The organism is Streptomyces sp. HNM0645, from assembly GCF_030056615.1.
Lineage (GTDB): Bacteria > Actinomycetota > Actinomycetes > Streptomycetales > Streptomycetaceae > Streptomyces > Streptomyces marianii.
Map to the genome: position 1 here is coordinate 23,641 of NZ_JASHLT010000001.1, position 26,511 is coordinate 50,151.

General features: G+C 72.8%; 21 protein-coding genes and 1 pseudogene. 11 read left to right on the forward strand and 11 right to left on the reverse strand.

The genetic code is table 11. The annotated features are described in order from the left end of the window. Positions 1 to 638: 638 nt before the first annotated feature. On the reverse strand, positions 639 to 1,631 hold the full coding sequence (locus QMZ92_RS00120; protein ID WP_283295129.1) for a GDP-L-fucose synthase family protein: 993 nt from the start codon (positions 1,629 to 1,631) through the stop codon (positions 639 to 641). Next, positions 1,628 to 3,238, reverse strand: a complete 1,611-nt coding sequence (locus tag QMZ92_RS00125; protein ID WP_283295130.1) for a tyrosine-protein kinase domain-containing protein — start codon at positions 3,236 to 3,238, stop codon at positions 1,628 to 1,630. Before QMZ92_RS00125 ends, QMZ92_RS00120 begins: the two co-directional genes overlap by 4 nt. A gap of 199 nt (positions 3,239 to 3,437) precedes the next feature. Here QMZ92_RS00125 and gmd point away from each other — a divergent pair, with 199 nt between their 5' ends. The 7 genes from gmd to QMZ92_RS00160 all read left to right on the forward strand — a co-directional run bounded on the left by gmd (position 3,438) and on the right by QMZ92_RS00160 (position 11,550). Continuing rightward, positions 3,438 to 4,478, forward strand: coding sequence for a GDP-mannose 4,6-dehydratase (gmd, locus tag QMZ92_RS00130; RefSeq protein WP_283295131.1), 1,041 nt, complete (start codon positions 3,438 to 3,440; stop codon positions 4,476 to 4,478). 4 nt (positions 4,479 to 4,482) lie between these two features. Beyond that, entirely contained in the window at positions 4,483 to 5,412 is a 930-nt protein-coding gene (locus QMZ92_RS00135) for a glycosyltransferase family 2 protein (protein ID WP_349307692.1), read from the forward strand. A 98-nt stretch (positions 5,413 to 5,510) separates the two neighbouring features. Then, positions 5,511 to 7,010, forward strand: coding sequence for an O-antigen ligase family protein (locus QMZ92_RS00140; RefSeq protein ID WP_283295132.1), 1,500 nt, complete (start codon positions 5,511 to 5,513; stop codon positions 7,008 to 7,010). A gap of 332 nt (positions 7,011 to 7,342) precedes the next feature. Then, positions 7,343 to 7,885 carry an acyltransferase gene (locus tag QMZ92_RS00145; protein WP_283295133.1) on the forward strand — a complete coding sequence of 181 codons (543 nt, stop codon included), beginning with the start codon at positions 7,343 to 7,345 and terminating at the stop codon, positions 7,883 to 7,885. 183 nt (positions 7,886 to 8,068) lie between these two features. After that, positions 8,069 to 8,773 carry a class I SAM-dependent methyltransferase gene (locus tag QMZ92_RS00150; RefSeq protein ID WP_283295134.1) on the forward strand — a complete coding sequence of 235 codons (705 nt, stop codon included), beginning with the start codon at positions 8,069 to 8,071 and terminating at the stop codon, positions 8,771 to 8,773. 60 nt (positions 8,774 to 8,833) lie between these two features. Next, a complete protein-coding gene (locus QMZ92_RS00155; protein ID WP_283295135.1) occupies positions 8,834 to 10,387 on the forward strand; it encodes an oligosaccharide flippase family protein in 1,554 nt (517 codons plus the stop codon). 2 nt (positions 10,388 to 10,389) lie between these two features. Next, the gene (locus QMZ92_RS00160; RefSeq protein ID WP_283295136.1) at positions 10,390 to 11,550 is read left to right on the forward strand and encodes a glycosyltransferase family 4 protein; all 1,161 of its coding nucleotides are present in this window, start codon (positions 10,390 to 10,392) and stop codon (positions 11,548 to 11,550) included. 349 nt (positions 11,551 to 11,899) lie between these two features. On the opposite strand, the gene QMZ92_RS00165 is transcribed toward QMZ92_RS00160, so the two are convergent. From QMZ92_RS00165 to QMZ92_RS00190, 6 genes are all read right to left on the reverse strand, one after another. Next, positions 11,900 to 12,787, reverse strand: coding sequence for an FkbM family methyltransferase (locus QMZ92_RS00165; protein WP_283295137.1), 888 nt, complete (start codon positions 12,785 to 12,787; stop codon positions 11,900 to 11,902). Beyond that, positions 12,774 to 13,985 carry a glycosyltransferase family 4 protein gene (locus QMZ92_RS00170; RefSeq protein WP_283295138.1) on the reverse strand — a complete coding sequence of 404 codons (1,212 nt, stop codon included), beginning with the start codon at positions 13,983 to 13,985 and terminating at the stop codon, positions 12,774 to 12,776. The genes QMZ92_RS00165 and QMZ92_RS00170 overlap by 14 nt, the downstream gene beginning before the upstream one ends. Beyond that, entirely contained in the window at positions 13,979 to 15,262 is a 1,284-nt protein-coding gene (locus QMZ92_RS00175) for a glycosyltransferase family 4 protein (RefSeq protein WP_283295139.1), read from the reverse strand. The genes QMZ92_RS00170 and QMZ92_RS00175 overlap by 7 nt, the downstream gene beginning before the upstream one ends. A 101-nt stretch (positions 15,263 to 15,363) precedes the next feature. After that, positions 15,364 to 16,692, reverse strand: coding sequence for a glycosyltransferase family 4 protein (locus QMZ92_RS00180; RefSeq protein ID WP_283295140.1), 1,329 nt, complete (start codon positions 16,690 to 16,692; stop codon positions 15,364 to 15,366). Continuing rightward, entirely contained in the window at positions 16,689 to 17,615 is a 927-nt protein-coding gene (locus QMZ92_RS00185) for a WecB/TagA/CpsF family glycosyltransferase (protein ID WP_283295141.1), read from the reverse strand. The genes QMZ92_RS00180 and QMZ92_RS00185 overlap by 4 nt, the downstream gene beginning before the upstream one ends. Beyond that, on the reverse strand, positions 17,612 to 18,610 hold the full coding sequence (locus QMZ92_RS00190) for a UDP-glucuronic acid decarboxylase family protein (RefSeq protein WP_283295142.1): 999 nt from the start codon (positions 18,608 to 18,610) through the stop codon (positions 17,612 to 17,614). The genes QMZ92_RS00185 and QMZ92_RS00190 overlap by 4 nt, the downstream gene beginning before the upstream one ends. A gap of 236 nt (positions 18,611 to 18,846) precedes the next feature. On the opposite strand from QMZ92_RS00190, the pseudogene QMZ92_RS00195 reads away from it, so the two are divergent. Continuing rightward, positions 18,847 to 19,443, forward strand: a pseudogene (locus QMZ92_RS00195) (sugar transferase); the annotation flags it as partial. Positions 19,444 to 19,485: 42 nt separating this feature from the next. Continuing rightward, complete coding sequence (locus QMZ92_RS00200) at positions 19,486 to 21,303, forward strand: DUF4012 domain-containing protein (RefSeq protein WP_283295143.1); 1,818 nt, start codon at positions 19,486 to 19,488, stop codon at positions 21,301 to 21,303. Between the two features lie 84 nt (positions 21,304 to 21,387). Here the strand turns inward: QMZ92_RS00200 and QMZ92_RS00205 are convergent, their stop codons facing one another. From QMZ92_RS00205 to QMZ92_RS00215, 3 genes are all read right to left on the reverse strand, one after another. Next, entirely contained in the window at positions 21,388 to 21,993 is a 606-nt protein-coding gene (locus QMZ92_RS00205) for an arsenate reductase/protein-tyrosine-phosphatase family protein (RefSeq protein ID WP_283295144.1), read from the reverse strand. Positions 21,994 to 22,438: 445 nt separating this feature from the next. Further along, complete coding sequence (gene aceB / locus QMZ92_RS00210) at positions 22,439 to 24,061, reverse strand: malate synthase A (protein WP_283295145.1); 1,623 nt, start codon at positions 24,059 to 24,061, stop codon at positions 22,439 to 22,441. A gap of 348 nt (positions 24,062 to 24,409) precedes the next feature. Beyond that, positions 24,410 to 25,021, reverse strand: a complete 612-nt coding sequence (locus QMZ92_RS00215) for a nucleotidyltransferase family protein (protein ID WP_283295146.1) — start codon at positions 25,019 to 25,021, stop codon at positions 24,410 to 24,412. 327 nt (positions 25,022 to 25,348) lie between these two features. On the opposite strand from QMZ92_RS00215, the gene QMZ92_RS00220 reads away from it, so the two are divergent. Then, positions 25,349 to 25,606 carry a DUF5955 family protein gene (locus QMZ92_RS00220; RefSeq protein ID WP_283295147.1) on the forward strand — a complete coding sequence of 86 codons (258 nt, stop codon included), beginning with the start codon at positions 25,349 to 25,351 and terminating at the stop codon, positions 25,604 to 25,606. Between the two features lie 123 nt (positions 25,607 to 25,729). Then, entirely contained in the window at positions 25,730 to 26,443 is a 714-nt protein-coding gene (locus tag QMZ92_RS00225; RefSeq protein WP_283295148.1) for a class I SAM-dependent methyltransferase, read from the forward strand. Positions 26,444 to 26,511: the final 68 nt, after the last annotated feature.

The window sequence follows — 26,511 nt, forward strand, 5'->3', positions numbered from 1 at the left end:
TCCTTAGTGGAAGACGCTTGACGAGTGGTGATCGTTATTGCTTTTCGAAAGAGAGGTTCGAACCGCTTTGCAGGACAGGTTGTGTGCCGCACGCGCGGCGGGCCGTGGTCACCGCGACGGCAACCGGGGACGGCCACGAGGCAGGCGCCTGCTTTGCCCGACCACCGGACGCCCAGCGGCACCGGACCGGGCCTGTGTGGCTTCCGGGGCTGCGGCGCCTACTGCTCGCCGTCATTCGTTCGCATGGGTATGTCCAAAGCAGACACTCGCGTGCCCTCCGCACCGCCTCCACCGGCACTCGTGGTCGTACTCCGTCAGGCCGTTCGAGAAGATCAAGCGCTTCGATCCGTAGACATGAACCGGCCCATCCGAAACAGGCGCACCACGGTGTTCGGCAGGACGGTGTACGAGCAGCACTCGGATGGAGCTGAAGGGTCGCCGTCACGGGCGGAGGAGTGCGTTCGGGAACGCGGGCCGCGGCCGTGCGTCAGGAGATCCGGACCGGGAACGAGCCTCGGGAGCGTTCGTCCGGGCCGCGCGGGCACGGCCGCGGGTTCGGAAACCCGGGCCCGGGGACGTGAGCCCGGGACGAGCGTCCGGTCCCGGCCGGGGCCGGCGGGACCGGACGCCGTGGTCGATCAGAGCCGCAGCGCGCCGGAGGCGAGGTGGTCCGCGTACCAGGCGTAGGTGTCGGCGAGGCCGTCACGCAGGCCGATCCTCGGTTCCCAGCCGAGCGCGGTGATCCGGGAGATGTCCAGCAGCTTGCGCGGGGTCCCGTCGGGCTGCCCCGGGTCCCATTCGAGGGTTCCGCGGTAGCCGACGACCTCCGCCACCTGCTCCGCGGCCTCCCGGATGGTCAGGTCCGTTCCGGTGCCGACGTTGACGGGGCCGTCCGCGTCGTAGTGCTCCAGCAGGTGGAGGCAGGCCCGGGCCAGATCGTCCACGTGCAGGAACTCCCGGCGCGGCGTTCCGGAGCCCCAGTTCACGACCCGTGGTGCTCCCTCCCTGCGGGCCTCGTCGAAGCGGCGGATCAGCGACGGCAGCACATGGGAGTGCTCGGGATGGAAGTTGTCCCCGGGGCCGTACAGATTGGTCGGCATGGCACAGATCCACGGCAGGCCGTGCTGGCGCCGTACCGACCGGACCTGCTGGATCCCGGCGATCTTGGCGATGGCGTAGGCGTCGTTGGTCGGTTCCAGCGGGCCGGTGAGGAGCGCGTCCTCCCGGATGGGCTGGTCGGCGAACTTGGGGTAGATGCAGCTGGACCCCAGGAACAGCAGCCGCTCGACCCCGTGCTCCAGCGCGGCGTCCAGCACATTGACCTGGATCCGCAGGTTGTCGGAGATGAAGTCGGCGGGCCGGGTGGCGTTGGCCCTGATCCCGCCCACGCGGGCGGCGGCGAGCACCACCACGTCCGGTCGGGCGGCGGCGAACCAGTCGAAGACCTCACGGCGCTCGCGCAGGTCCAGTTCCGCGGAACCGGGTCCCGTCAGGCCGGTGAAGCCCTCCCGCGACAGATGCCGCCACACCGCCGAACCGACGAGTCCACGGCGTCCGGCGACGAGCACCCGGGCCGAGCGGTCCAGGGGGCGGCGGACGGCCCCGTACGGTTCCGAGAGCACGGAGGTCACGACTGCACGCTCCGTTCGACGGCCACCGGGCGCGGTGCCTCTTCGGCGAGCGCCTTCACCGGGGCGGCGAGCCGGGCGTCCGGTCCCCCGCCGGGAGTCGGCAGGGCCGGGGCGGTGCCGGCCGACCGCCTGCGCCTGACGGCCCGCGCGATCCCGACCAGTCGGGACGGGCGTCCGGTCCGGCCCGGACGGGAGATGCGGGCGAGCCGGGCCAGGCGGGCGGACCGGCCGGTCGTGTGGCACTGCGGCCGGTATTCGTAGGCGTACCCGTGGGCACCGCGGTCCTCCTTCGGCGAGGCCATGTTGAGGACCGTGCCGACCACGGAGGCACCCACGTGCCGCAGGGCGCGCAGGGCCTCCGCGACCTGGTCGCGGCTGGTCCGGGACGCCCGGACGACCAGGAGGTAGCCGTCCACCTCGGAGGCGATCACGGAGGCGTCCGCGACGGGGAGCACCGGAGCGGTGTCCACCACGACATGGTCGAACTTCTCGGCGAGACCGCGGAGTACGGACTTCAGCTGCGCGCTGCCGAGCAGCTCGGTGGGGTTCGGCGGAACCGCGCCGCTGGTCAGTACGGAGAAGGATCCCGCGGACTGCAGCAGTTGCTGCACCTCGGCCCGGCCGATCAGCGCGGTGGTGAGCCCGGCGTCCCTGATCAGGCCCAGGGTCCGGGCGGTGGAGGGACGGCGCAGGTCGGTGTCGACCAGGCACACCGAGGCTCCGGTCTCGGCCAGGGTCGCGGCGAGGTTCACCGCGACACTCGTCTTTCCCTCGCCGGACAGCGGGCTGGTCACCGCGATCACCTTCGGCGGCCGGTCCACGTCCACGAACTGCAGACAGGTGCGAAGCCGCCGGAAGCCCTCGGCGCGCAGCCCGTGCATGTCGTCGCGGAGTGCCAGCGGCCGGCTGGTCGCCCGGGGGTCGTGCACGATGCTGCCGAGCACGGGCGGTCCGCCGAAGCCGGCCACGGCGTCGGTCAGTGCCTTGGACGTGCGGACCGACGAGTCCAGGGTCTCCCTCGCCAGGGCGAAGCCGACCCCGAGGATCAGCCCGGCCAGGAGCCCGAGTGCGATGTTCACGGCCGGCCGCGGCGAGAACGGCGCGCCGGGCACGGAGGCCGGCTCGGTGACGCTCAGCCGCACCGGTGACGAATCGGCGTCGATCGGGCGCTCGAGACCGCGGATCACCTCGGTGAACCGTACGGCGACGGCGTTGCTGATGCGTGCCGCCCGTTCCGCACCGGTGTCGGTGACGGTGAGCTGGAGCAGCACCGTGTCGGGCTGGGCTGTCGCGCTGATCTTGCTGCTCAGTGCGGCCGGTGACATCTTCAGCTTCAGCTGTTTCACGACGTGCCGGGTCACCAGGGGGCTCGTCGCCACTTCGGCGTACGAACGCACACGGGCCTGGGTGAAGAGATTGCCCTGGGCGAGCTGCGCGGTGTCGGCGTCGGTGCCGCCCTGCAGCGAGACGAAGAGCTTGGAGGTGGCCCGGTATTCGGGGACGGCCGTGTACGTGAGGAGCACGCCGGCCGCCGTGCCGAGCAGGGTCAGCGCGGTGATGGCGCGCCAGCGGCGAGAGAGGACTCGTAGGTAGTCGCGAAGGTCCAAGGTGTCCGTCCCCGATCGGATCCGGTGAAGGGCTGGGTGGGGTGGTGCCCCACCTTACGGCGAAAGGGGCGAAATACGACATAACGCCACATTGCATAAGAAATGCAGTAATTGTTGCCTACACTGGTGCGGTGCCGGGGCGCCCATCTGCAAGGGACCTTCCGTCGCCTCGTGAAACCTCATCAGCCAAGGAGCGCGTGTGACCGCCAGAACGGCACTCATCACCGGCATCACGGGCCAGGACGGCTCCTATCTCGCCGAACTGCTGTTGGACAAGGGCTACCGGGTGCACGGGATCGTCCGCCGCGCCTCCACCTTCAACACCGAGCGCATCGAGCACCTCTACCGTGACCCGCACGACCCGGAAGCACGTCTCTTCCTGCACTACGGCGACCTCACCGACGGAACGCGGATGACGGGCCTGCTGGAGCAGGTGCAGCCGGACGAGGTCTACCACCTCGCCGCCCAGTCGCACGTGCGGGTGTCGTTCGACGAGCCCGAATTCACCGGTGACACCACGGGGCTGGGCACCACCCGGCTGCTGGAGGCCATCAGGAGGACGGGCCTGCCCTGCCGGTTCTACCAGGCCTCCAGCTCGGAGATGTTCGGCGCGGCCCCACCGCCGCAGGACGAGCGCACCGCCTTCCATCCCCGCTCGCCCTACGGGGCGGCGAAGGTGTACGCGTACTGGGTCACCCGCAACTACCGTGAGGCGTACGGTCTGTACGCCGTCAACGGCATCCTGTTCAACCACGAGTCCCCGCGCCGCGGCCCGACGTTCGTCACCCGGAAGGTGGCCGTGGCCGCCGCCCGGATCAAGGCCGGCCTCCAGGACGTGGTCCACCTCGGCAACCTCGACGCCCGCCGGGACTGGGGCTACGCCGCCGAGTACGTCGAGGCCATGTGGCTGATGCTGCAGCAGGACGAGCCCGACGACTACGTGATCGCCACCGGTGCCGGCCACAGCGTGCGCGAGTTCGTCGACCAGTGCTTCGCGCACGTCGGCCTCGACTGGCGCGACCACGTGCGTTTCGACGAGCGCTACTTGCGCCCGACCGAGGTCGACCACCTGATCGGCGACGCCTCCAAGGCGCAGGCGCGGCTCGGATGGCGCGCCACCGTGCGCGCACCCGAACTGGCGCGGCTGATGGTCGACGCGGAGCTCAACGTCCTCCGGAACGGCCTCGCTCCGGGAGGCCTCGCCGCGCCCTCCGCCGTCCCCGCTCCGGCCGCGCGGTGACCGGGTGCACGCCGAACGCATTCCGCCCGGGGGCGCCCCGCGGGGTGTCGCCGTTCTGATGACCTGTCACAACCGCCGGGACAGGACGCTCGCGGCCGTCTCCTCGGTGCACGCCCAGACCGGCCTTCCGGCCGGCACCCGCTGCACCGTCCACCTCGTCGACGCCGGCAGTGCCGACGGCACTGCCGACGAGGTGCGGGCCGCCTTCCCCGGCACCGACGTGGTGACGGTCGGCCCGGACGTCTTCTGGGGCACCGGTACCAGGATCGCCGCCACCCGTGCCGACCCCGCGGCCCATGTGCTGTGGCTCAACGACGACGTGGTCCTCGACCAGGGAGCCCTCGCCGCACTGCTGCGCACCGCCGCACCCCTCGACCGCCCGGCCGTGGCCGTCGGCGCCACGCGCTCCGGCGACGGAACCCGCACCACCTACAGCGGCTACCGCCTCGTCCGGTCACCCCTGCGTCCCCCGGCCCTGGAGCGCGTCGAACCGGACGCCCGGCGGGCGACGCCGTGCGACACCTGCAACGGCAACGCGGTGCTGGTCACCGCCGCGGCCCGGCGTGTGCTGGGTGACCTCGACCCCGCCTTCCCGCACCGCATGGGCGACCACGACTACGGGCTCCGTGCCCGCCGGGCCGGCATCCCGCTGCTGCTGGCACCGGGCCACGTGGGCACCTGCGAGGACAACGCCGGCGCCGTCAGGGGAACCTCGGCCGAACCCGGCATCGACGCACGCACCGCGCTGCGGCGGCTGGCCTCGGTGCGGGAGCAGCCGCCGGCGCCCTGGTGGCGGTACTGCCGCCGTCACCTCGGCCCCTGGGCCCCGCTGGTCTTCTGCTCCCCGTACGTGAAGACCGTCCTGCGGTCCACCGCGCGCAGGCCGGGAGTCGTGCCGCGGCGCCGGCACACGTCCCTCCGCGCGGACCCCTGAACGACCGGGAACGGGGCCCGGCGGAAGGCTGACGTACCGCCGGCCGCAGGGACCCAATCCATCCCCAGCGCATTTCCCACGTCCCAGAACGGATCACGGTGCCACTCCTTCCCGTCGACCCGCAGACCCTGCTGATGCTGTTCACGGCACTTCCGCTCGTGGCGCTGCTGCTGTGGGTCTTCGCCCGGCACTGTGGTGTCGCGATCGGACTGCTGCTAGCCGTACCCGTGTGGTCGGTCGCCGTCGACGGGCAGACGGCCGGTCTCGACCTCGGCGTCCGCCTCTATCCGGCGGACGTCCTCACCGCCTGCGCCGTGTGTGTCGCCGCGGCCCGTCTACCCCGCCGCGACGTCCGGGCACGCTCGGGGCTGCTGCCCGCTCTGGTACTGGTGGCCCTGGCCGGATGGTCGACGCTGCGGGGAGTCGCCGCATTCGGCCTGGAGGCGGCGGGCAACGACGCCCGCGTCTACTTCTGGCACTTCCTCGCCTTCACCCTCTACGTGGCCACCCTCCCGGCGGACGCCTCGCTGAACCGCGTCGTCCGCCGGGCCTGGCTGGCCTCCGCAGCGGCGTACGCACTGCTGAGCCTGGCCGGCTGGCTGGGCCGCGGGCTGCACTCGCTGACCACGCACGTGGCGGTGGACGGGGTGACGGTCGACCCCAGGCCCGTGCCCGCCGGTGCGGCGCTGGTGATCGCGCAGGGCGCGCTGCTGCTGCTGTGCCCACCGGTGCCGGACCGTTCACCGTCCGGCTCGTCGGAGTCCGACGGGCGGAGGGCCGCACGTCGCGGCGTGCTCGCGGTGCCAGCGGCCCTTCTGCTCATCGTGCTCGTCGTACTGCTGCAGCACCGCACGGTGTGGGTCGCCGCCGTGGCCATGGGCGTCGGATGGTGGTTGCTGCGTCCCGCCCGTGCCGGGCAGCGCATGACGTCCGCGATGGCGGCGGGAGTGGTCCTGGCCTTCGCGGCACTGCTCTACTTGATCGGCGCCTTCGGCACGGTCGGCGCCTCGCTCACGGACTCCTTCAACGAGGCCCAGGGCTCACGCAGCTCCTTCGTGTGGCGTGTGCTCGGCTGGCAGGAACTGCTGAACGCCTCGCGTTCGACGGTGCAGTGGCTCCTGGGCTCCCCGTTCGGCTCCGGCTACGAGCGGTCCATCGCGGGCGGTCTCGCCACGGTCTCGCCGCACGACTACTACCTGCACTTGATGCTGCGACTGGGCACGGTCGGGCTGGCGGCGCTGCTCGTCCTGTACGTGCTGGTGTGGTGCCGACTCGGCCGCGGACCGGACGGAAACCTGGTACTGCGCCTGGTGATCATCGGTCAGCTGGTGCTCTTCGTCGCCTACTCGGCCCCGCCGGAGCAGGCGGTGCTCCTGGGGTGGTGCCTGTGGCAGGCGCGGCTCTCGGAGGCCGAGGCGGCCCGGCCGCCGTCTCCCGCCGGCATCGGCATGCCCGCTCCTCCGGAGGAGCGGCAGGCCCTCCCCGCGACAACCGTGCCTGGACCGGCGCCGGTCCGGAACGGCGGCGACGCGACGGACGCGCTGCCCGCCCGGGCCGGGGCACGGTGGCCCGGCGGAGACGGAAGTCGCGGCGGGTGAGTCCCGCGCGGCACGCAACACCGCTCAAGCGACAGCGGGTACGACGGTGACACCGGTTCAGCGGGCATGCGGAACCCTCGGCGAACGGGCCTCGACCGGGCTCCGGTCCGCGAACAGGACTGCCGGTCCGGACCCTTGCAGACCTCGCGTCGCTGCACGCCTCGGAGAACCTCGGCCTGGTAAATCTGACCTGCAAGGTTGCGTTACCCGGGACGAATCTGCGGCGTAGTCGGTCGCGGGCGAGGAGAAGACCCTTGGAGTTGACACGCGCTGCAGGAACTCTGGTTCAGCGACTGGCAGGGTGGGCCGCGCTTTCCCTGTCGAAAGCGGAAGTGGCCTCGAAGGTGACGGCGATCGGCCGTCCGGTGGTGAGTCTGGCCCAGGGATCCACGATCGAGCTCGGCTCCGGTACCACGCTGATCTCACGAGTGCCCAACACGCCGCTCGGAGTCGCCCGGCCGGTCGTCCTGCGCACGATGCGCCCCGGTGCCCGTATCGCTATCGGGGACCACACCGGACTGAGCGGGACGACGATCTGCGCATCGACGTCGGTGGTGATCGGAAGGCGCGTTCTGATCGGTGCCGACGTGCTCATCGCAGATACGGACTTCCATCCCGTCGACACGCTTCCCCGCCGGTTCGAGCCCGAGTCCCGAGCCGCCGCCGCCCCGATCGTGATCGGCGACGACGTGTTCCTGGGGGCGCGCAGCATGATCCTCAAGGGCGTCGAGATCGGCGCGGGGACGGTTGTCGGAGCCGGCGCGGTCGTCACCGCCTCGCTTCCCCCCGGCGTGGTCGCCGGGGGAATCCCCTGCCGTGTACTGCGCCCCCTGGAAAACGCCTCGCGCGATGACGACACGGTATTCCTGCCCTGACCCCGCGGGGATTTCTGCAGGTCATCACGAGGGCGTGTCAGTTCCGAGCCGGAACGCGGCTGGGATAGCCTCTGAATTCGGCGCGGCTGCATCCGTACAGGCCGACCTCCTTTTCCCTTCGGCGTGCCGGGGTCTCGTGCCAACAGCCCGGTGCGATCTGCAGCAATTTTGAGGAGAGGCGTCATGCCACATCCCGGATTCTTCGTCCACCGTCTGCCTGTCGGACCGGTCATGCCCGAGCGGGACGCGCTCCTGCTCGAACTCTGCGCCGGGCGCCGGGTGCTGCACATCGGCTGCGCCGACTCGCCGCTGACCGAGGAAAGGCTGGGCGACGGTTCGATCCTCCACGCACGGCTGCTGAAGACCGCATCCGCGGTGCTCGGGGCGGACATCGACGCCGAGGGAATCGAGATCCTGCGGAACCGGCTGGGCGGGGAGTACACCGTCATGGACGTCTCCGACCCGGCCGACAGGTCCGTCGCCGTCGCGTTCAAGCCCGACGTCATCCTCGCCGGCGACGTCATCGAGCACGTACGGGACGCGGCCAGCTTCCTCCGTGGCATCGCGGACCTCATGCGGGAAGCGGGGAACGGGGCCGAGTTGATCCTCTCCACTCCCAACGGGCTCGCCTTCAAGGGGATCGTCAACACCATGCGGGGGTGGGAAAGCATTCACCCGGACCATGTGTACGTATTCACCCCCGCCTCTCTGGCCCGCCTGGTCTCGGACTGCGGACTGCATCCGAGCCGGTGGCTCTACTACCACGTCCTCGGCTCGGGGAAGAGGGTCCGGGAACGCTTTATGCGCGCTGCCTTCCACGCCGCCGTCAAATTGCGGCCGGCATTCTCCGAGGGACTGGTTCTCGTCTGCAAGGCGCCCTCGCTCTGACCTCCTGAAGCCGGTCACGGTACGCCCGTTCCCCTTCGTGCGGCATGAGGTGGTTCCTGCGTGAAACCCGCTGACGCCGGCCCTGCTCCCGCGGTCGGTGCCCGGTCCGCTCTCCGCTGGCTCGGGTGGAACTGCTCCGGCTCCGCCGTGCTCCTGGTGCTCCAGCTCGGGTACACCATGTACACCGGGCGAACGGTGACGCCGGGCGCGTTCGGTGCCTACGCCATCGCCCTCACCATGATCCAGTTGCTCGGTTACGTGTCGAGCGGGGGACTGGCCACCTACGTCCTGCGGGCCGGAGTGCTGACGCGATCTGCGGTGCACGCAGCTCTGCGACTCGGTACCGCCTGCGGTCTCCTCTGCTTCCTCGCGATGCAGACGACCGCCCCGCTGGTCGGCGCGCTGTGGCACATGCCCGAGATGACGCCGTTGCTCCGCCTGCTGGGCTGCCAGTTCCTCGTCCAGCCGGCCGCCACGGTCCTGATCGCCACGCTGCGTCGCACCGGGCGGGCCCGCACGGCGGTCACCGGTGAACTCACCGGCCAGGCCAGCGGTATCGCCGCCGGCGTGACACTGATCGCCTTCGGCTTGAATCCGCTCGGGCTGGCCGCAGCGCAGCCCGCGGCGGCGGCCGTCACCCTGGCACTCGTCACCTTCAGGGTCTCCGCCCGGCCCGAGCTGCCCCCCGGCCCACCGGTCAGGATCCGGCAGCTCCTGGCGCCCTCGGGCTTCCTGGCCGGCTTCGGTCTTCTGGAGTTCGTCGGCGCCAGTTCGCCGACGTGGATGGCCGGGCACTTCTTCGGGGCGGGTGCCACCGGAGCGTACTCCCGCGCCGCCTACTTCGTCGGGCTCCCTTCCCAGGTTCTCTTCCAGGGCCTCAACTCGGCGGCCACTCCGCTGCTCGCCGAACGGCGGGCCTCGGACCGGCTGGTGGGCGGCCGTGCGGCGGAGTACGTCGTGTGCGCGGCCTCGGCCGCCGCCTTCGTGGGTTTCGGGACACTGTGCGGGCTCGGACCCGCCGCGCTCGGGCTGCTGCTCGGTCCGGGCTGGGAGCTCGCCACCGCACTGGTACCACTGACCGCGGCCGGCGCCGGCATGGCGCTCCTGTGCCGGTCGGGAATGATCATCGACCAGACCAGGCACGCGAACAGGGTCGTACTGGCGACACAACTGACGGTGCTGTCGACCACGTTCGCGGGGATCGGCATCGCGGTCGTGGAGCAGAGCCTCGTCCTGCTAGCCGGTGCCGTGGCCGTCGGGCAGACGGCCGGGCACCTGGTGCAGCTCGGCGGCTGGCACCGGGCCGGACTGCTGTCCACAGCGGCGGCGCTGCGCATGCACGCGATCCATGCCGTCGTCGGCGCGGGTCTGGGCGGTGCGGCGGCACTGGGGGGTTCCGGTCGGTCCCCGGCCGCCGGACTGGGGTACGGCCTCGTCTGCATGCTGCCGGTCGTCGCGCTCTGCGCGCTCCTCCGCCACCGGATCCCGCTCTGCACGATGGCGTCAGCGGCCGGGGTCCTGCGTTCTCCGGGAGGGCGGCGTGCCGCCCCGGAACCCATCGGCGCAGGGGTACGGCTCGCGGCCGCAGCCCACGACGATGTGAAAGGAAGCTGACCATGCACATCGGCTTTGCCGGCCCCGTGGGTCTCGGGATGCTGCGCGGCCACCTGCCGGACGGGGTCCCGGCCGTCTACGCCTTTCCGTACACGGGCTGGCTGGTGCGGACATGGCTGGAGCAAGGGCACCGCGTGACCGTCTACGCCCTGACCACCGAGCTGAGCGAGTGCCGTGTGTACGGTGACGGCGATCCGCTCCGGATCGTCGCCGTGCCGCAGCGCCCCATGGCCGGGCATCGGGCGCGCGACTTCTTCCTCCGCGAGCGCCGGGGTCTGGCCAGGGCCATGCGCGAGTACCCCGCCGATGTGATCAGCGCCCACTGGACCTACGAGTTCGCACTCGCGGCGACGGAGACCGGACTGCCGTCCTGCGTCACCGCGCACGACGCCCCCCTGCGCGCGGCCTGGGAGATGCGGAGTGCCTTTCGGTGGATGCGCCACAGCCTGGCCCTGCCCGCCGTGCACCGGGCGACCACCCTGAGCGCCGTCAGCCCGTACACCGTCCGACATCTGCGGCGCTGTCTCGGGGTGCGGCGGCACGTCGAGGTGATCCCCAACGGCGTGCTCCTCGACTCCCTGCCGCGTGCCGAGGCTCCTCGTCACCATGCAGAGCCGGTGTTCGCGTCGGCGCTGCAGGGCTGGGGCCGGCTGAAGAACGGCACCGGTCTGCTCCGGGCCTTCCGGCAGGTGCGCGACCGCCTTCCCGGGGCGCGGCTGCTGTTGTGCGGCGCGGGATTCGGTCCTGGCGGGCCCGCGGAGGACTGGGCCGTGGCGAAGGGCCTCCACCGAGGGGTGGAGTTCGCCGGCCCCACCGCCCACCCTCTGCTGCTCCAGCGCCTCGCCCGGGAAGCGGACGTCCTCGTGCACCCGTCCCGCGCGGAGAACCTCCCCCTCACCATCCTCGAGGCGATGGGCGTCGGGGTTCCGGTCGTGGCGGGTGCCCGCAGCGGAGGAGTCCCCTGGGTCCTCGACGACGGCCGGGCCGGAGTTCTCACGGATGTCGACGACCCCGCGGTCCTGGCCTCGGACATGACGGAGCTCTTCCGTGACCACGAGCGCCGGGTGCTGCTCGCCGAGCGGGCGCGGAAGCGCGTCGAAGGCTGTTTCCGGCTCCAGGACGTGGCCCGTGCCTACGTCGACTGGTTCCAGAAGGCATGCTGACCATTTGTCACTTCGGCGGTCGCGCACGGGTCCGGCCCTCACGACGGACGGCCGGGTGCGCGTTCACCGCAACCGGTGTACCGCCGTCGCATCCTCGGCGCACGAGCGAACCGGCTCAGGAGCGCCATTGCCACAGCACCGTCTCCGAGCACGCGGCTGACGCGACGAGCGAGGCTCCCGGCCCGCCCGGTCTCGGCCAGCCCGCCGGTATCCGACGATCTTCCCGGGGCCGCCTGCTTCGCCTGCGCGTGGGGACGTCCGACGGACCCGTGCCGCCGCCGGGGCGCCGCGGACGCTCGTCGCCGTGCTCCGCCGAGCCGGCGGGTGTCCGCGGCCCCCGGCCCGGAGCTCACCCGGTGACGGGCGCCGCCGGTTTCCTGCCGGCGGGCATGCGCGGCGTGCGGGTCGCGGGCGTTCCCAGGGACGCGAGGTAGTTGCTCACTCCACGGAAGTGCTCGAGTTCCTCCGTGTACGCCTGCACGGGCAGCAGGACGCCTCCGGGGCAGATCCTCCACAGACGGTAGCCGAGCGGGGTGAGGAGGTCCCAGAAGTCGCGGAAGAAGGTGCGGGAGTAGACGTTCGCCGAGCCGAACTCGAAGGCGATGGTCGTCACCCTCCTGTCCCGGAGGCTGCCGGCCGCTCCGCGCAGGGCCTGGAACTCAGCTCCCTCGATGTCGAGCTTCAGCAGGTCGATCCGCTCGACCCCCCACCTCTCGACCTCCCGGTCGATGGTGGTGACCGGTACCTTCTCCTGATGCGCCGTCATGTCGCCGAAGTAGGAGTCCCGGCGTCGGTGGACGGATGCCACGCCCGAGCCCGGGGCGTCGGCGAAGATCGTCGCGGAGCCCTCCTCGTCGCTCACGGCCGCGGGAATGACCACCTGGTTCGGGACCCGGGCCCTGGCGAGTGCCGGCCGGCACGCCGGTTGTGGTTCGAACAGGAAGTAGCGGCCGTTCCGTGTTCCGAGGGCAGAGTGCAGCCCCGTCGACCACTGACCGTGGTTCGCGCCGACGTCGAAGATCACCGGTGCTTCGACCCCCCGGAGGCAGCGCTGCGCCGCGACGATCTCGCCGTGAAGGTCCCAGCCCGTCCCGGCGCCCCGTCCCTGGAGGATCTCCAGGTAGATCTCCAGCAGACGGGTCCCCTGCCGGATCCGCCGGCTGCTCGCCAGCCGGCACAGCCGGGGTGCCGCGGCCTTGGCGGTCCGGCCGAGGAGGCCGGCTTCATGTACCTGCATGCGGATTCCTTTGGTGTCGTTCCATCGCCTTCAGCAGCCCGTCGCAGAAACGCGCCGCCATACCCTCCGTCGTGTACGCGGGAACGTCGTCCCGGCACGCGGTACGGAGGGCCTCCAGCCGTGCGGGGTCGCGCAGCAGCGCGGTCACCGCGCCGGCGTACGCCGCGGGGTCGTCGGGCGTGACCAGCGCGTTGCGGCCGTCGGCCAGGTACTCGAACTCGGGGGCGTGCCAGGGCCAGTCCGTCGTGACGACGGGCGTGCGCAGGGCGAAGGAGTCCACAGCGCAGAGTCCGACCCGGCCCGGCATCAGCATGACGTCGCTGACCGCCCCGAGCGGGGCGGTGCTCGGCCCGCCCGTGTGGCCGATCGCGACCACCGGGCTACCGGGCCGGTTCGCGGCGGCGTCGACGAGGTCCCGGTCGGCGCCGTCGCCCGCCACCAGCAGCCGGAAGCCGGGGAGTTCGGCGGCGATGCGGTCGGCGCAGTCCAGAAGGAACGGGATCCGCTTGGGCGCGTCCAGGCCGCCGAGGTACAGGGCGGTGCGCCCCCCGGTCAGGCCGAACCGCTTGCGCAGCAGCGCGGCCTCGGCGAATTCCGCGGTCCCCGGCCGCGCGGCCCGGACGCGGGCGGCCACGAGTTCCGTGGTGTCGACGGAGTTGCGCACCACGGTGATGCGGTCGCGCGGGAAACCCCGCGAGGCGACATGTGCGGCCCCGTCTTCGGTGTAGGCGAAGAACCAGGACCCAAGTCGGGTCAGCGCGTCCTTCACGACGGCTTCGGGACGGCTCTGCGGTTTGGTGTAGGTCCGGCCGTGTCCCCAGAAGGCCACCCTGGAGGCGCCTCCGCCCAGGCGCCCCGTCGGCCGCCGCAGCAGCAGGGGGTACGCCTCCAGGTTGTGCAGCGCCTGCTCCAGTACGACGAGGTCGGCGGAAGCCGCCCGGCGCTGCACCCGGCGCCAGAGCAGCGACCGTCCGCCGGGCAGGGACAGGCGCCGGACGGGGACCTCGCTCGCGCAGGCGCAGGAAGCGGCGTCACCTCGTGCGGCCTGGTGCGGGGGCGTCGGCCCGTGGAGCACTTCCAGGTCCACGCCCTCCGAGGCCAGCCGGGCTTGCAGGTGGTCGAAGAAGGACGTGCGGTAGCCAGGGACGTACGGCTGCACCACGGCCACGCGGCGCCGGGTGCCCCGGGCGGTCAGCACGCCCGCTCCGTGACGCCCGCCGGCCGGCGGCCCGCGGCGTGCGCCAGGGCCTGTGCGTAGACGGCCTCCATGGCGGCCGTCCAGGACCGGGCGCTGTACCGCTCGGCGTGCACCCGGCGGCAGTGCTCACGCAGCCGGGGGAAACGCTCGCGTGCCGTCGCGAGGGCGAGCGGCAGTTCGCCCGGGCCGCCGTAGACCGCGCCGGTACCGTTCCCGCGCACGCTGTCCGCCGCCGCCGATCCGGCGAGGGCGAGTACGGGCACTCCTGCCGCCAGTGCCTCCTGGCAGACGAGCGCGGTGGCGGACTCCGGACAGACGCTGGGGAAGACGAGGCCCGTGTACCGCGGCAGCCGTGCGGTGATCTCCCGGCGCGGCAGGGCTCCGAGCAGTCGGACGCCACCGGGCGCGGCCTCCCGGCAGGCGGACTCCAGGGGGCCCGAGCCGATCACGTCGAGGGGTTCGTTGTCCGGCCAGCTCCGGAGCAGGGGCAGGACGCCCTTCTCGTCGCTCAGCCGGCCGACGTACACCCACCGCGCTGCCGCCCCCGGGGCCGTCGCCGCCCGGTCCGCCCCCGTCGCCGCCGTGGTGCGGTCCTCCGGGCCGGCCGGACTGCCGAAGCCGACGAAGTTGGGCACCAGGGCGAGCTTCTCCGACGGTACGCCGAACCTCAGGTACAGGTCCCGGCTGCGCTCGGAGAGCGTCACCAGCCGCTGAGCGCGCCGCAGCAGGGGATGGGCCGCCGCGCCGCGTCGGCCTGCCCAGGCGAGGGGGAGCGTCGCGCCGCGGCGTCCCCGGTAGCACCCGTGCCGCAGTCCGGTCCACCGGTCGCCGTCCGGGCAGGCCGTGCACGTCTTCCCGTCGCGGAAGAGCGTGGCGGCGGCGCACACAGGACGGTAGTTGTGCAGCGTGGCGACCACGGCACCGGGCCAGCGGTCCAGCCAGTCGGTGGCGAAGTTGGGGAAGAGGTTGTGCACGTGCACGACGTCGGGACCGAGCCGGCGCAGTTCCGTCAGCGGTGACCGGCCGCGGCCCGTGGCGACCCTGACCGCCGCACGCAGGGTGTAGCCGCGCTCGCTCTCCAGCGCGTCGGTGTGGGCGGCGACCAGCGTGACCTCGTGCCCGGCGGCACGCAGCGCCTCCGCCTGGTCGAGCACGGCGGCGTTCTCCCCGCTCGGCCGGCGGGAGGAGTAGAAGCTGTGCACCAGCGCCACGCGATAGGCCGCCGGGTTCCTTGGGGGACTGCCCGTCCGGAGACGGGGTGCCTGTTGTGCTGGCATGCGCTCTGCTGCTCTTTTCCGTTGCGGGCGGGCGGGCGGGCGGGCGGCGGACGGGGCGGGGCACCGGCCGGCGGGCGCGGCCGCCGGGGACCGCCGGTGCTTCAGCGACGGTTCAGGACGGATTCGTAGAGCCGCTCGGCGAGTTCGGCCTTCGAGGCCCAGGTGTGCTGACGCGCCCACCGCGGTCCGGCCTCCGCGGTGCGGTCGCGCACCTCCTCGTCGGTGAGCACTCCGGCGAGCGCGTGGGCGAGGCGCTGCGGCAGGTCCGCGGGATCGCCCAGCGGCACGGGAGCCCCGCAGCCCGGCGCGCAGAAGTCCCCGACTCCCTGGTGGTCGAGACGCACCACCGGCAGTCCCCGGGCCCAGGCCTCGAGGTTCTGCACCCCGAAGGAGTCGCGGAGGCTGGTGAAGAGCAGCACGTCCGCGTCGTCGTACGCGCCGAGGGCCTCCTTCCAGGGCAGCCGGCCCCGGAAGCACACGGAGCCGGCCACACCGAGCCGCGCCGAGAGCCGTTCCAGATCCGCACGGAGCGGACCGTCCCCGAGCACCGCGAGACGGGCGCCGGGAACGCGGGCGAGGAGGAGCGCGAACGCTCTCAGGGCCAGTTCCGGGGCCTTGATGGCGGTGAGCCGTCCGACCCAGAGCACCGTCGGCGGGCGTTCCGGGCGCCGCGCCCCCTCCTGCGGAGGTTCGCGCAGCAGCTCGTCCGGCACCCCGTCGCTCAGGACCAGACGCGGGTCGGCGCGACCCAGGCGGCGGGCCCGCTGCGCGGTGTCGTGATTGGTGGTCAGGACCAGTGCCGCCTCGCGGAGCGTCGCACGGCACGTCGGGCGCAGGCTCATGCCCCGCACCCACAGCAACTCCCTTACCGCCTCCTGGAAGTACGCCGGTCCCAGCCAGCGGCGGTGACTGCGCGGAGCGGTCTGCCCACCGCCCACGGGGCCGAACACCAGCGGCGGTCCGAGCCGGCGCAGCGCGCTGCCGCCCACCAGCGAGCCGTACGAGACGTGGTGCACCAGATCGGCCCCGTCGAGCCCTTGGGCGCGCGCGTGTTCGAGGGCGTGCCGCTGCCATCCGTCGTAGTGGACGAACTCCAGCGCCTGGCCGCGCAGGAAACCCGGCAGCAGACGGACCCACCAGGGGCGTGGCGGGACGGGCACGACATGGGTCCGGATCCGCCGCCCCACCGTGCCGAGGGCCTCGATACGCCGGCCGATGTGCTCCGTGTTGCCGCCGTGGGGGCGGGTCAGCAGTTCGACCGTGTGCCCGCGGCGTGCCAGTGCCTCGGCCCATGCCCAGCCCATGCCCGGCTCGGTGCCGCGGCTCGGGTCGCACGCGTACGAGGCCAGGACGATGCGCAGCGGGCGGGCGGGCGGGCGGACGCCCTGCCCGCGGTCCACGTCCGGGACCTCGCCGGTCGGAGCCGTCAACGCGTCCTCTCCCGCCTGCCGGCGAGCGCCGCCCCGGCGTCCGACGGCCGCCCGGTCGGGGCGGATGCCCCCGGAGCCGTCCGGAGGGCCGCCTGCCGGACGACGCCCCCGACGAACCGGGCGTTGCCGAACAGATAGCGCCGCCACAGCCGGCGCGGCTCGCAGGCCAGCCGGAACACCCACTCCAGCCCCCCGTTCTGCATCCAGGCCGGTGCCTGCCGCTTGTTGCCCGCGATGAAGTCGAACGCGGCGCCCACCGCCACCGTCACCACGGGCAGCGCGGCACTGATCTCGGCCGCCCGGTGGTCCTGCAGGGGGGTGCCGAGTCCCACCCAGACGATGTCGGCCCCGCGGGCGCGGATGTCCTCCTCCTGCTCACGCAGCTCCTGGGCGGTCAGCGACCGGAACGGCGGGGAACAGGCGCCGGCGATCAGGGCACGGGGGAAGCGCCGCCGCAGTTCGCGCTGCAGCGTGGCCAGCACCTCCGGTGTGGAGCCCAGCAGGTAGTGGCGCAACCCGGTGCCCTGGCTCATGGAGAGGACGTCCAGCATGAGGTCCGGTCCGTACACGCGTCTGCGCGGCAGCGCCGTGCCCCGGTGGAGGAGCTGGTTCGCCCAGACCACCGGCTGTCCGTCGGCGAGGTTGAGGAACGCCTGACGGAGGGTCCTGAGCAGGTCCGGGTCCCTGTCGCCGAGGGCGAGCGTGTAGGCGTTGCACAGGTGCACATCGCTCCCCTCGGGTGCGGCGGCTTCCTCGGCGTCTCCCGTCCGGTGCGCCTCGCGGGCGTCCCGGAGGTGCAGGGCGCGGTGCACCACCCGGCGGGCCGCGCCCTCACGGGTGTGCGCCGTGACGGGGACGCCGAGGCACGAGACCACGGGAACGTCCGCCGTGCCGGTCGCCGTCCGGTTGCCGACCGGCGTCATCGGCGGGCCGTGCCGTTCAGCACGGTGACGGGATGCCGGCGGGGGGTGGCGCCGAAGTCGTCGAGGTCGATCCGGCGGCGGAAGTCCTTGATGGTCTCCCGGAGTCCGTGCTCCACCGGTGTGGTGGGATTCCAGTCCAGGAGTTCCCGGGCCAGGGCGATCGACGGACGGCGTTTGCCGGGGTCGTCCTGCGGCCGGGGGACCAGCACGATCTCGGACGGGGACTCGGTGAGCTTGCTGATCCACTGGGCCAGTTCGAGCATCGTGATCTCGTGCGGGTTGCCGAGGTTGACCGGGCCCCCGTGGCTGCTCCCGATCATCCGCATCAGCCCCTCGACCAGGTCGTCCACATAGCACAGCGACCGGGTCTGGCTGCCGTCCCCGGTGACCGTGATCGGCTCTCCCCGCAGTGCCTGGCGGATGAACGTGGGGATCGCCCGGCCGTCGTCGGGGCGCATCCTGGGTCCGAAGGTGTTGAAGATGCGCACGATCTTGGCGTCGACGCCGCGGTCCCTGCGGTACGCCATCGTCAGGGCCTCGCCGAAGCGCTTCGCCTCGTCGTACACCGAGCGCGGGCCCACCGGGTTGACGTGGCCCCAGTAGCTCTCCGGTTGCGGATGCACCTGCGGGTCTCCGTACGACTCCGAGGTGGAGGTCAGCAGGAACCGGGCGCCCTTGGCGGCGGCCAGGTCGAGAGCATGCCATGTGCCGGCCGACCCCACGCGCAGCGTCTCCAGCGGCAGCCTCAGGTAGTCGGCGGGGGAGGCGGGCGACGCCAGGTGGAACACGGCGTCCACCGGTCCGCTCACGCTCAGGCCCGCGGTGACGTCCCGGCAGTCGAACCGGAAGCGAGGGTCTCCCATCAGATGGGCGACGGTGTCCTCACTGGACGTCACGAGATTGTCCACGCACAGCACGGAGTGGTCTGCGGCGAGCAGGCGCTCGCACAGATGGGAGCCGATGAACCCGGCCCCACCCGTCACTACAGCACGCATGAAGGTCCTCTCGACCGCCACGTCGCGGGTCGACGGCGGCAAGGTGATGTGTCATTGCCGAGGCCTGCCCCGACATCGTGTTTGCATCTATTTGTCGGTTATCGACCATTCGAGACGTTAGGTGACTGAATATGCCTCCGCGATGGGCAACTTTCCCTCGTTCAGTTGAAGAGGATGGTGGGGTGGCCTCACCCGTCGCAGTGACGGCCGGTCGCGGTCCCGCTCGGCCGGGGCTCGGACGTCTGGCCGTCAAAAGGGTCATCGACGTCGTCGGGGCAGCGGCCCTGCTCCTCCTGCTCGCGCCGCTGCTCCTCGCCGTGGCCGTCGCGGTGAAGGCGGACTCCCCGGGTCCGGTCCTGTTCCGGCAGAAGCGCACGGGCCGCCACGGCAGGGAGTTCGAGGTGCTGAAGCTCCGCACCATGCACGTCGGGGCGGAACGGATGAGGGCCGGGCTCGACGCCCGGAACGAGTCCGACGGACACCTGTTCAAGATCCGCGAGGACCCCCGGGTCACCACGACCGGTCGCTGGTTGCGCCGCTGGTCCCTGGACGAACTGCCGCAGCTGGTCAACGTACTGATGGGGCAGATGTCGCTGGTCGGTCCACGGCCGCTGCCGGTCCGGGACTCCGCGTTCAGCGAGGAGGCCCGGCGCCGGCTGCTGGTCAGGCCGGGCCTCACCGGCCTGTGGCAGATCGGCGGACGGTCCGACCTCGGCTGGGAGGAGGCGCTCCGCCTCGACCTGGAGTACGTGCGTGCCTGGTCGATCCGCATGGATCTGAAGATCCTCGTGCGCACGCTGCCCGCCGTCGCGCGCGGCGACGGCGCCTACTGACGCGGCGTGCGAAGCACCGCTGCCCGACGGAGGGAGACGCGCATGCCGCGTCCGGAACAAGGCTTCGTGACCCGCATCGCGGACAGGGCGGCGTGCTGGTGCCGCCGCCGGCCCGCCGCGGCCTCGATGTGCGCCGCCGCGGGGCTGCTCCTGGCCGGGGCCGTATGGATCGCCGTCACCGGAGTGCTCGCCCGCCACGAACTGCTGGCCGCCCAGCGGAGCCTGGAATCACTGCGCGGCCCGGCCGCGGCGGGCGCGCCGGCGACGAGCACCCCGGAGGGCGCCGTGCGCGAGGCCGCCGACCGGGCGGCCGGGGCGCACCGCCTCACCACCGGGCCGGCCTGGTACGCCGCCGCGCACCTGCCCGTCCTCGGCGGTCCCGTCCGCACCGTACGCGGTACGGCGGAGGCGGCCGACCGGCTGACCCGCGACGTGCTCTCGCCCCTCGCGGACACCGCCGGCGAACTCGTCGGCGGTGCCGGGGCGGACGGCGGTCATCTCGATCTCTCCGCACTGCGCCGTGCCGCTCCCGCCCTCCACGAGGCATCGCGCAGCGCCTCCGAGGTACGTGCCGCCGTGGCCGGCCTGCCCCGGAGCACCTGGCTGCCGGCCGCGGACCGGGCGCGGGCCCTGCTCGCCGGCCGGCTCGACCGCCTCGTCCCCGCCACGGTCGAGGCCGCGGCCGCGGCGCGGGTGATGCCGTCCATGCTCGGAGAGAAGAGCCCGCGACGGTATCTGGTGGTCTTCGAGAACACGGCGGAGGCGCGCGGCACCGGCGGGCTGCCCGGCGCGTTCGCGATCCTCACTGCGGACCGCGGCCGCCTGGGATTCGAACGCTTCGGCAACGACAGCGAGTTGGCGGAGGTCCGTGCCTCCGTCGACCTGGGCGCCGAGTACACCGCGATGTACGGCCGCCACGCGCCCACCGGTGTCTGGGTCAACTCCAACGTCAGTCCGCACTTCCCGCACGCGGCGCGGATCTGGACCGCCATGTGGCGGGAGCACAGCGGCCAGCGGCTGGACGGCGCCTTCGCCCTCGATCCCGGCGCCCTGGCGGGGCTGCTCGCCGCCGCGGGCCCCGCCAGGCTCCCCGACGGGACCGCCGTCACCGCCGCCAACGTGGTGGACCTGACCGAGCGCACCAGCTACGCGGCCTTCCCCGACACCACGGAACGGAAGGCGTACTTCCTCGACGTCGCCCGCGCCACCTCCGAGGTGCTCCTGGGCAGTGCCGGCGACCCGGCGCGACGCTCCGCGCTCTTCGCGGCGCTGCGGGGCCAGCTGCGGGAAGGGCGGGTCAAGGTGTGGAGTGCCCATCCGGCCGAGCAGCGCGAGCTCGCGGCGCACCCCTTCGGGGGCGTCCTGCCCGACGGCCCCGCCCCGTTCGCCGGGCTGGTCGTCAACAACGCGGCCGGCACCAAACTCGACTACTACCTGGACCGGCGCATGGACTGGACCGCCGGGCGCTGCACGGAGGCCGGACGGGAGGTGACCGTGACCGCGTCGCTGACGAACAGGGCACCGGGCGCCGGCCTGCCCGCCTACGTCACCCAGCGGGTGGACCGCCCGCCCTACCGGACCCGGCCCGGCGACAACCGGTTGCTGGTCTCGTACTACGCCACCGAGGGAGCACGGCTGGCGAGCGCGACCGTGGACGGCCGGCCGGCCATGCTGAACCAGCTGACCGAGCGCGGCCACCCGGTCTACACGGTCGACATGGAGCTGCCCCGCGGCGTCACGCGCACCCTCGTCCTGGAACTCGTGGAACGTCCTTCGGACCGTCCCCCGACGCTGCTGCACCAGCAGCTCGTCCACCCCCTGCGGGTCACGGCACGGCCGCCCCGCCCCTGCGGCGGCTGAACCGCCGGTCCTCCCACGGCGGCCACGGACTCCGGAGCGGGCGAGGGCCCACCCGCGGCGGGCGGCCGGCGCGGGTGGACCCGCTCAGCGCGCAGCGGCCAGCACGGCCTCGGCGATGCGTTCCACGGGCTCGGCGATCCGCCGGGCCACCTCCCGGGCCGTCTCCGGGGGTGCCCCGTGCGGATCGGCCACGTCGTCGTCGTCCGCCCGGCCCGAGTTCCCCCGTCGTGCCGCGGCTCCGCCGACCAGCGCGGCGGCCCGTCCGGCGGGATCCGTGACGCCCGCGGCGTCCTCCGGCCTCAGCAGCCGGGCGAACTCCCGCAGGGTGAAAGCGCGATGTAGTGCCCACAGCGGGGAGAGCCGCACGACCGCCTCGCGATGCTCCGCAGCGGCGCCCAGGACGAGGTCGGAGTCCTCCACGTGGGCCGTGGTCAGCCGGCGGGCGAAGGCGCCGCGCGGATCGCCGCCGAGCTCGGCCAGGAGGGACGCGGCGAAGGGATCCATGGGGGTGCCGGTGGTGCCGGCGGTTCCGGCACTGCTCACCTCGAACATCCCGGGCGAGGCGGCGAGTCTGGCCCTCAGCAGGCGTTCCGCCAGCGGCGAGCGGTGCAGATTGCCCGTGCAGACGACGAGAACGCGAAAGGGCCGGACCACCCGTTCCGGGGCCGGCGCGGAAGGGGAAGGGAGCACAGCGGAATTATCGTGCCGGTCGTGGCCGTCCGGCGCGTACCTCGCCGGGCGTGGCGCCGTGCGGCCGGGCGCGGCGGAGGTGTGGGCCGGACGTGTCCGGTGTGCGGCCGGCCGGCATCGCGTCCCGGGAGATCGGCGGACCTTGTGTCGGGGCCGTCTGAGGGGCTGCGGAGGGTGGTCGCCTCTCGGCGAGGGGCTCCATGGGGCTTCAGCCGAACGATCTTCCCCATGGGCCGTGGATGGGGCCCGGGGACACTGCCCCTCCGCGGCCATGCATAGGTGAACGGTCAACGTTTGGGGATCGTCCCGAACCGTACCCGGCGTACGGTGTGGCTCCGGTCGCGCCGTCGTCGCCGCTGTCGCGGGCGACGGAACCCGACGCCGACGGCCGGCCGCCCCCGGCGCTGTGCGGTGCCGGGGGCGGCCGGCCGTGACCGACGCGCGGTCAGCCGACCAGCTGCTCGTACGCGGGCAGGGTCAGGAAGTCCGCGTAGTCCGCGTCCAGCGAGACGTGCAGCAGCAGGTCGTGCGCCTGCTGCCACTTGCCCGCCGCGAAGGCGTCCTCGCCGATCTCGGCGCGGATCGCAGCCAGTTCCTCGGCGGCGACCCTGCGGGCCAGCTCGGGGGTCGCCGTCTCGCCGTTCTCGAACACGACGCCCGCGTTGATCCACTGCCAGATCTGCGAGCGGGAGATCTCGGCCGTGGCCGCGTCCTCCATCAGGTTGAAGATCGCGACGGCGCCGAGGCCCCGCAGCCAGGCCTCGATGTAGCGGATCCCGACCTGGACGGCGTTGCGCAGACCCTCGTACGTGGGGTGCGCGTCGAGCGACGCGATGTCGATGAGGTCGGCGGCCGTGACGTGCACGTCCTCGCGGAGGCGGTCCTTCTGGTTGGGCCTGTCGCCCAGCACCGCGTCGAAGGAGGCCATGGCGATGGGCACCAGGTCCGGGTGGGCGACCCAGGAGCCGTCGAAGCCGTCACCGGCCTCGCGGTCCTTGTCGGCCTTGACCTTCTCGAAGGCGACCTTGTTGACCTCGGCGTCCTTGCGGGACGGGATGAAGGCCGCCATGCCCCCGATGGCGTGCGCGCCGCGCTTGTGGCACGTACGGACCAGCAGTTCGGTGTACGCGCGCATGAACGGCGCGGTCATCGTGACCGCGTTGCGGTCCGGGAGGACGAACTTGGCCCCGCCGTCGCGGAAGTTCTTGACGATCGAGAAGAGGTAGTCCCAGCGGCCGGCGTTGAGACCCGCAGCGTGGTCGCGGAGCTCGTAGAGGATCTCCTCCATCTCGTACGCGGCCGTGATCGTCTCGATCAGGACGGTGGCGCGGACGGAGCCCTGGGGGATGCCGACGTGGTCCTGGGCGAAGACGAAGACGTCGTTCCAGAGCCTGGCCTCCAGGTGCGACTCCGTCTTCGGCAGATAGAAGTACGGGCCCTTGCCGAGGTCGATGAGCCGCCGGGCGTTGTGGAAGAAGTACAGGCCGAAGTCGACCAGCGCGCCGGGGACCGGGCGCCCGTCCACCAGCACGTGGCGCTCGTCCAGGTGCCAGCCGCGGGGACGCATCACGACCGTGGCGAGCTCCTCCGCGGGCCGGAGGGCGTACGACTTGCCCGAGCGCGGGTCCGTGAAGTCGATGCGGCGCTCGTAGGCGTCGATGAGGTTGAGCTGACCGAGAACCACGTTCTCCCAGGTGGGTGCCGAGGCGTCCTCGAAGTCGGCGAGCCAGACCTTCGCCCCGGAGTTCAGGGCGTTGATGGTCATCTTGCGGTCGGTCGGCCCGGTGATCTCCACGCGGCGGTCGTCGAGCGCGGCCGGGGCCGGCGCGACCTTCCAGTTCTCGTCCTCACGGATCCGGGCCGTCTCCGGGAGGAAGTCGAGGGTGCTGGTACGGGCGATCTCGGTGCGGCGTTCGGCGCGGCGGGCCAGGAGCTCGTCACGCCGGGGGGTGAACCGCCGGTGCAGCTCCGCCACGAAGGCGAGTGCCGCGTCGGTGAGCACCTCCTCCTGCCGTGGCAGTGGTTCGGCTTCGACGACGGCCAGCGGCGACGGCGCTGGTGCGGACATGAGCTGTCACTTCCTTCAGCGAGCTTCACGGGCGGTACGGGTGGCTGCGGAGCACAGTGGAGTGGCACTCGGTGCCAGGGCTGCTGCGGTGCGGCCGGGGGCGCCGTTCACGGGTCAGGCGCTTCTGATCAGTGGATAGTAGTTATCGCATGGTGGAAGTTCAATGGTTTGTTGATGTCGAGATTCTTCTGGTCGACAGATCGTGGCGCTCGGTGCCAGGTTCCTCACGTGACGCGACGCCGCCGCGCCGGGGCGCGTGCCCGGGCCCGGGCCCGCGGCACCTGCGGGGCTGCGGGGCGGTGCGCCGCGTCCCGGATGCCGCGTCCCGGATGCCGGGTCCTGCCCGGCTCACTCGAGGTGCGCCAGATCCTCCGGTGTGTCGATGTCGTACGCCTCCGCCACGTCCCCGCACTCGACGAGCGCGATCTCCGTCTCGTGCTCCGCCAGGTAGTCCCTGGCGCCGCGGTCGCCCGAGGCGCGTGCCGCCACGGCCTCCCAGTGCCGGGCGCCGAAGAGCACCGGGTGGCCCCGGCGTCCGTCGTACGCGGCTGACACCAGCGCGGAGGGTGAGTCGCACGCCGCCACGATCCGGGCCACGGCCGCCGCCCCGATGCCGGGCTGGTCCACCAGTGACACCAGGGCCGCGTCGTGCCCCGCGCCCCCCGTGGCGAGCGACGCCAGGCCCACGCGCAACGAGGAGCCCATCCCCTCCGCCCAGTCCGGGTTCACGGCCACCACGCAGCCGGCCAGATCGGCCCGCCTCATCACCTCCTCCGCCGCCGCGCCCAGCACCACGTGCACGGACCGGCAGCCGCCCGCTCGCAGGACCCGCACCGCGTTCTCCACCAGGGGGCGTCCTCGGTGCTCCAGCAGCGCCTTCGGGCGGCCGCCCAGCCGGCGTCCCTCACCCGCTGCCAGCACCAGCCCCGCGACCTGCGGTTTGTCTGAAGTGTGCGCCATGCTTCCTGCTTACCCCATCGGGCGGCGCTGTGGCATGACGACCCGGCCCGGCGGACGGACCCGCCCCGCGGCACCTGCGGGCGGACCGCGCGGCAGCCGGTGCCGCGCCGTGCGCGTCGCGGTCGCCGGAAGCGGACCCGTCGAGCTGAATTTCGTACCACGGAGTGGCGGAGCGCCTACGGAATGGCGTTAACTGGCCCGCGACCCCAGGCGTTCGACCACCGTCCGGCGGGCGTTCGCCGGGCAGCACAACGACGTGCGAGGGGGAGGGCTTTGTTGCGGAGTGTGGGGCAGGCGCGGAAGACACGGAGCGGCGAGGATCCGAGGGTGACGGAGTTGCGTGCCGCCGTCTCCCGGCTCCGACGCGAACTCGCCGGCCATCCGGCCGAGTTCGCGGACCGCGGCATCGCGGAGGAAGAACTGGCGGCCATGGACGCGATGGCGCTGAGCGGCGTGCCGGAGATCCGGCGGCTCCGCCGGTCCCTGCTGCTGGTCGCCGGAGCGGTCGGCTCGGTCAGCGCACTGGCGGCCGGACTGGCGAACGTACGGAACGCCGTGGAACTGTTCGGCGAGCCGAAGGGCTGAGTGCGTGCGGCCGGCCGGCCTTGTGTCCACGCGGACGGCGCCGTCCCGCGCGTGACTTCCCGCGCCCGCGACTTTCCTGCATCCGCGACCTTCCCGCGCCCGCGCTGACTACGCTGGGAGTCGATGTTCACCTCCCAGGGCCCCACCCTCCGCGAACTCGCCGTGCAGGCGCTGTCGTCGGTCGAGCGCGGATACGACCTGCTCGCGCCCAAGTTCGACCTGACCCCGTTCCGTACCCCGGACCGCGTTCTCGACGAGACCGCGGACGCGCTGCGGGCGTTCGGTCCGTTCCGCGACGGGCTGGACGTCTGCTGCGGCACGGGGGCGGGCGTGCGAGTGCTGCGCGGACTCTGCGAGGAGCGGGTCGTCGGCGTCGACTTCAGTGCCGGGATGCTGCGTGAGGCCCGCCGGGCCCATCCCGCGGCGGACTGGGTCCGCGCCGACGCCCGCGCCCTGCCGTTCCGCCCGGTCTTCGACCTCGCGGTGAGCTTCGGCGCCTTCGGGCACTTCCTGCCGCGCGAACGTTCCGGACTCTTCGCCCAGGTGCACTCCGCGCTGCGCCCCGGCGCTGTGTTCGCGTTCCCCGTCGGAGCGCCGCCGCACCTCGGGACCTTGCCCTACTGGGCGATGCTCGGCTTCGACGCCGTGATGCGCGTGCGCAACCGGGTGTGGCGGCCCGCCTTCGTCATGTACTACCGCACGTTCCCGATGGGTGAGGTACTCGCGGAGCTCCGTCAGGTCGGCTTCGACGTGGAGGTGGCCCCTCTCGAAGGACTCGGACGACGCTCCGACGGCACCCCGCGCTGCGCGATGGTGGTGGCCCGGCGCCGAGGCTGAGCGGCCCGGCGCGCGTTCCGTGCCCTCGGTCTCCGCACGGAGGGCGCCCTGGGCGGGCTGGCCCGGTG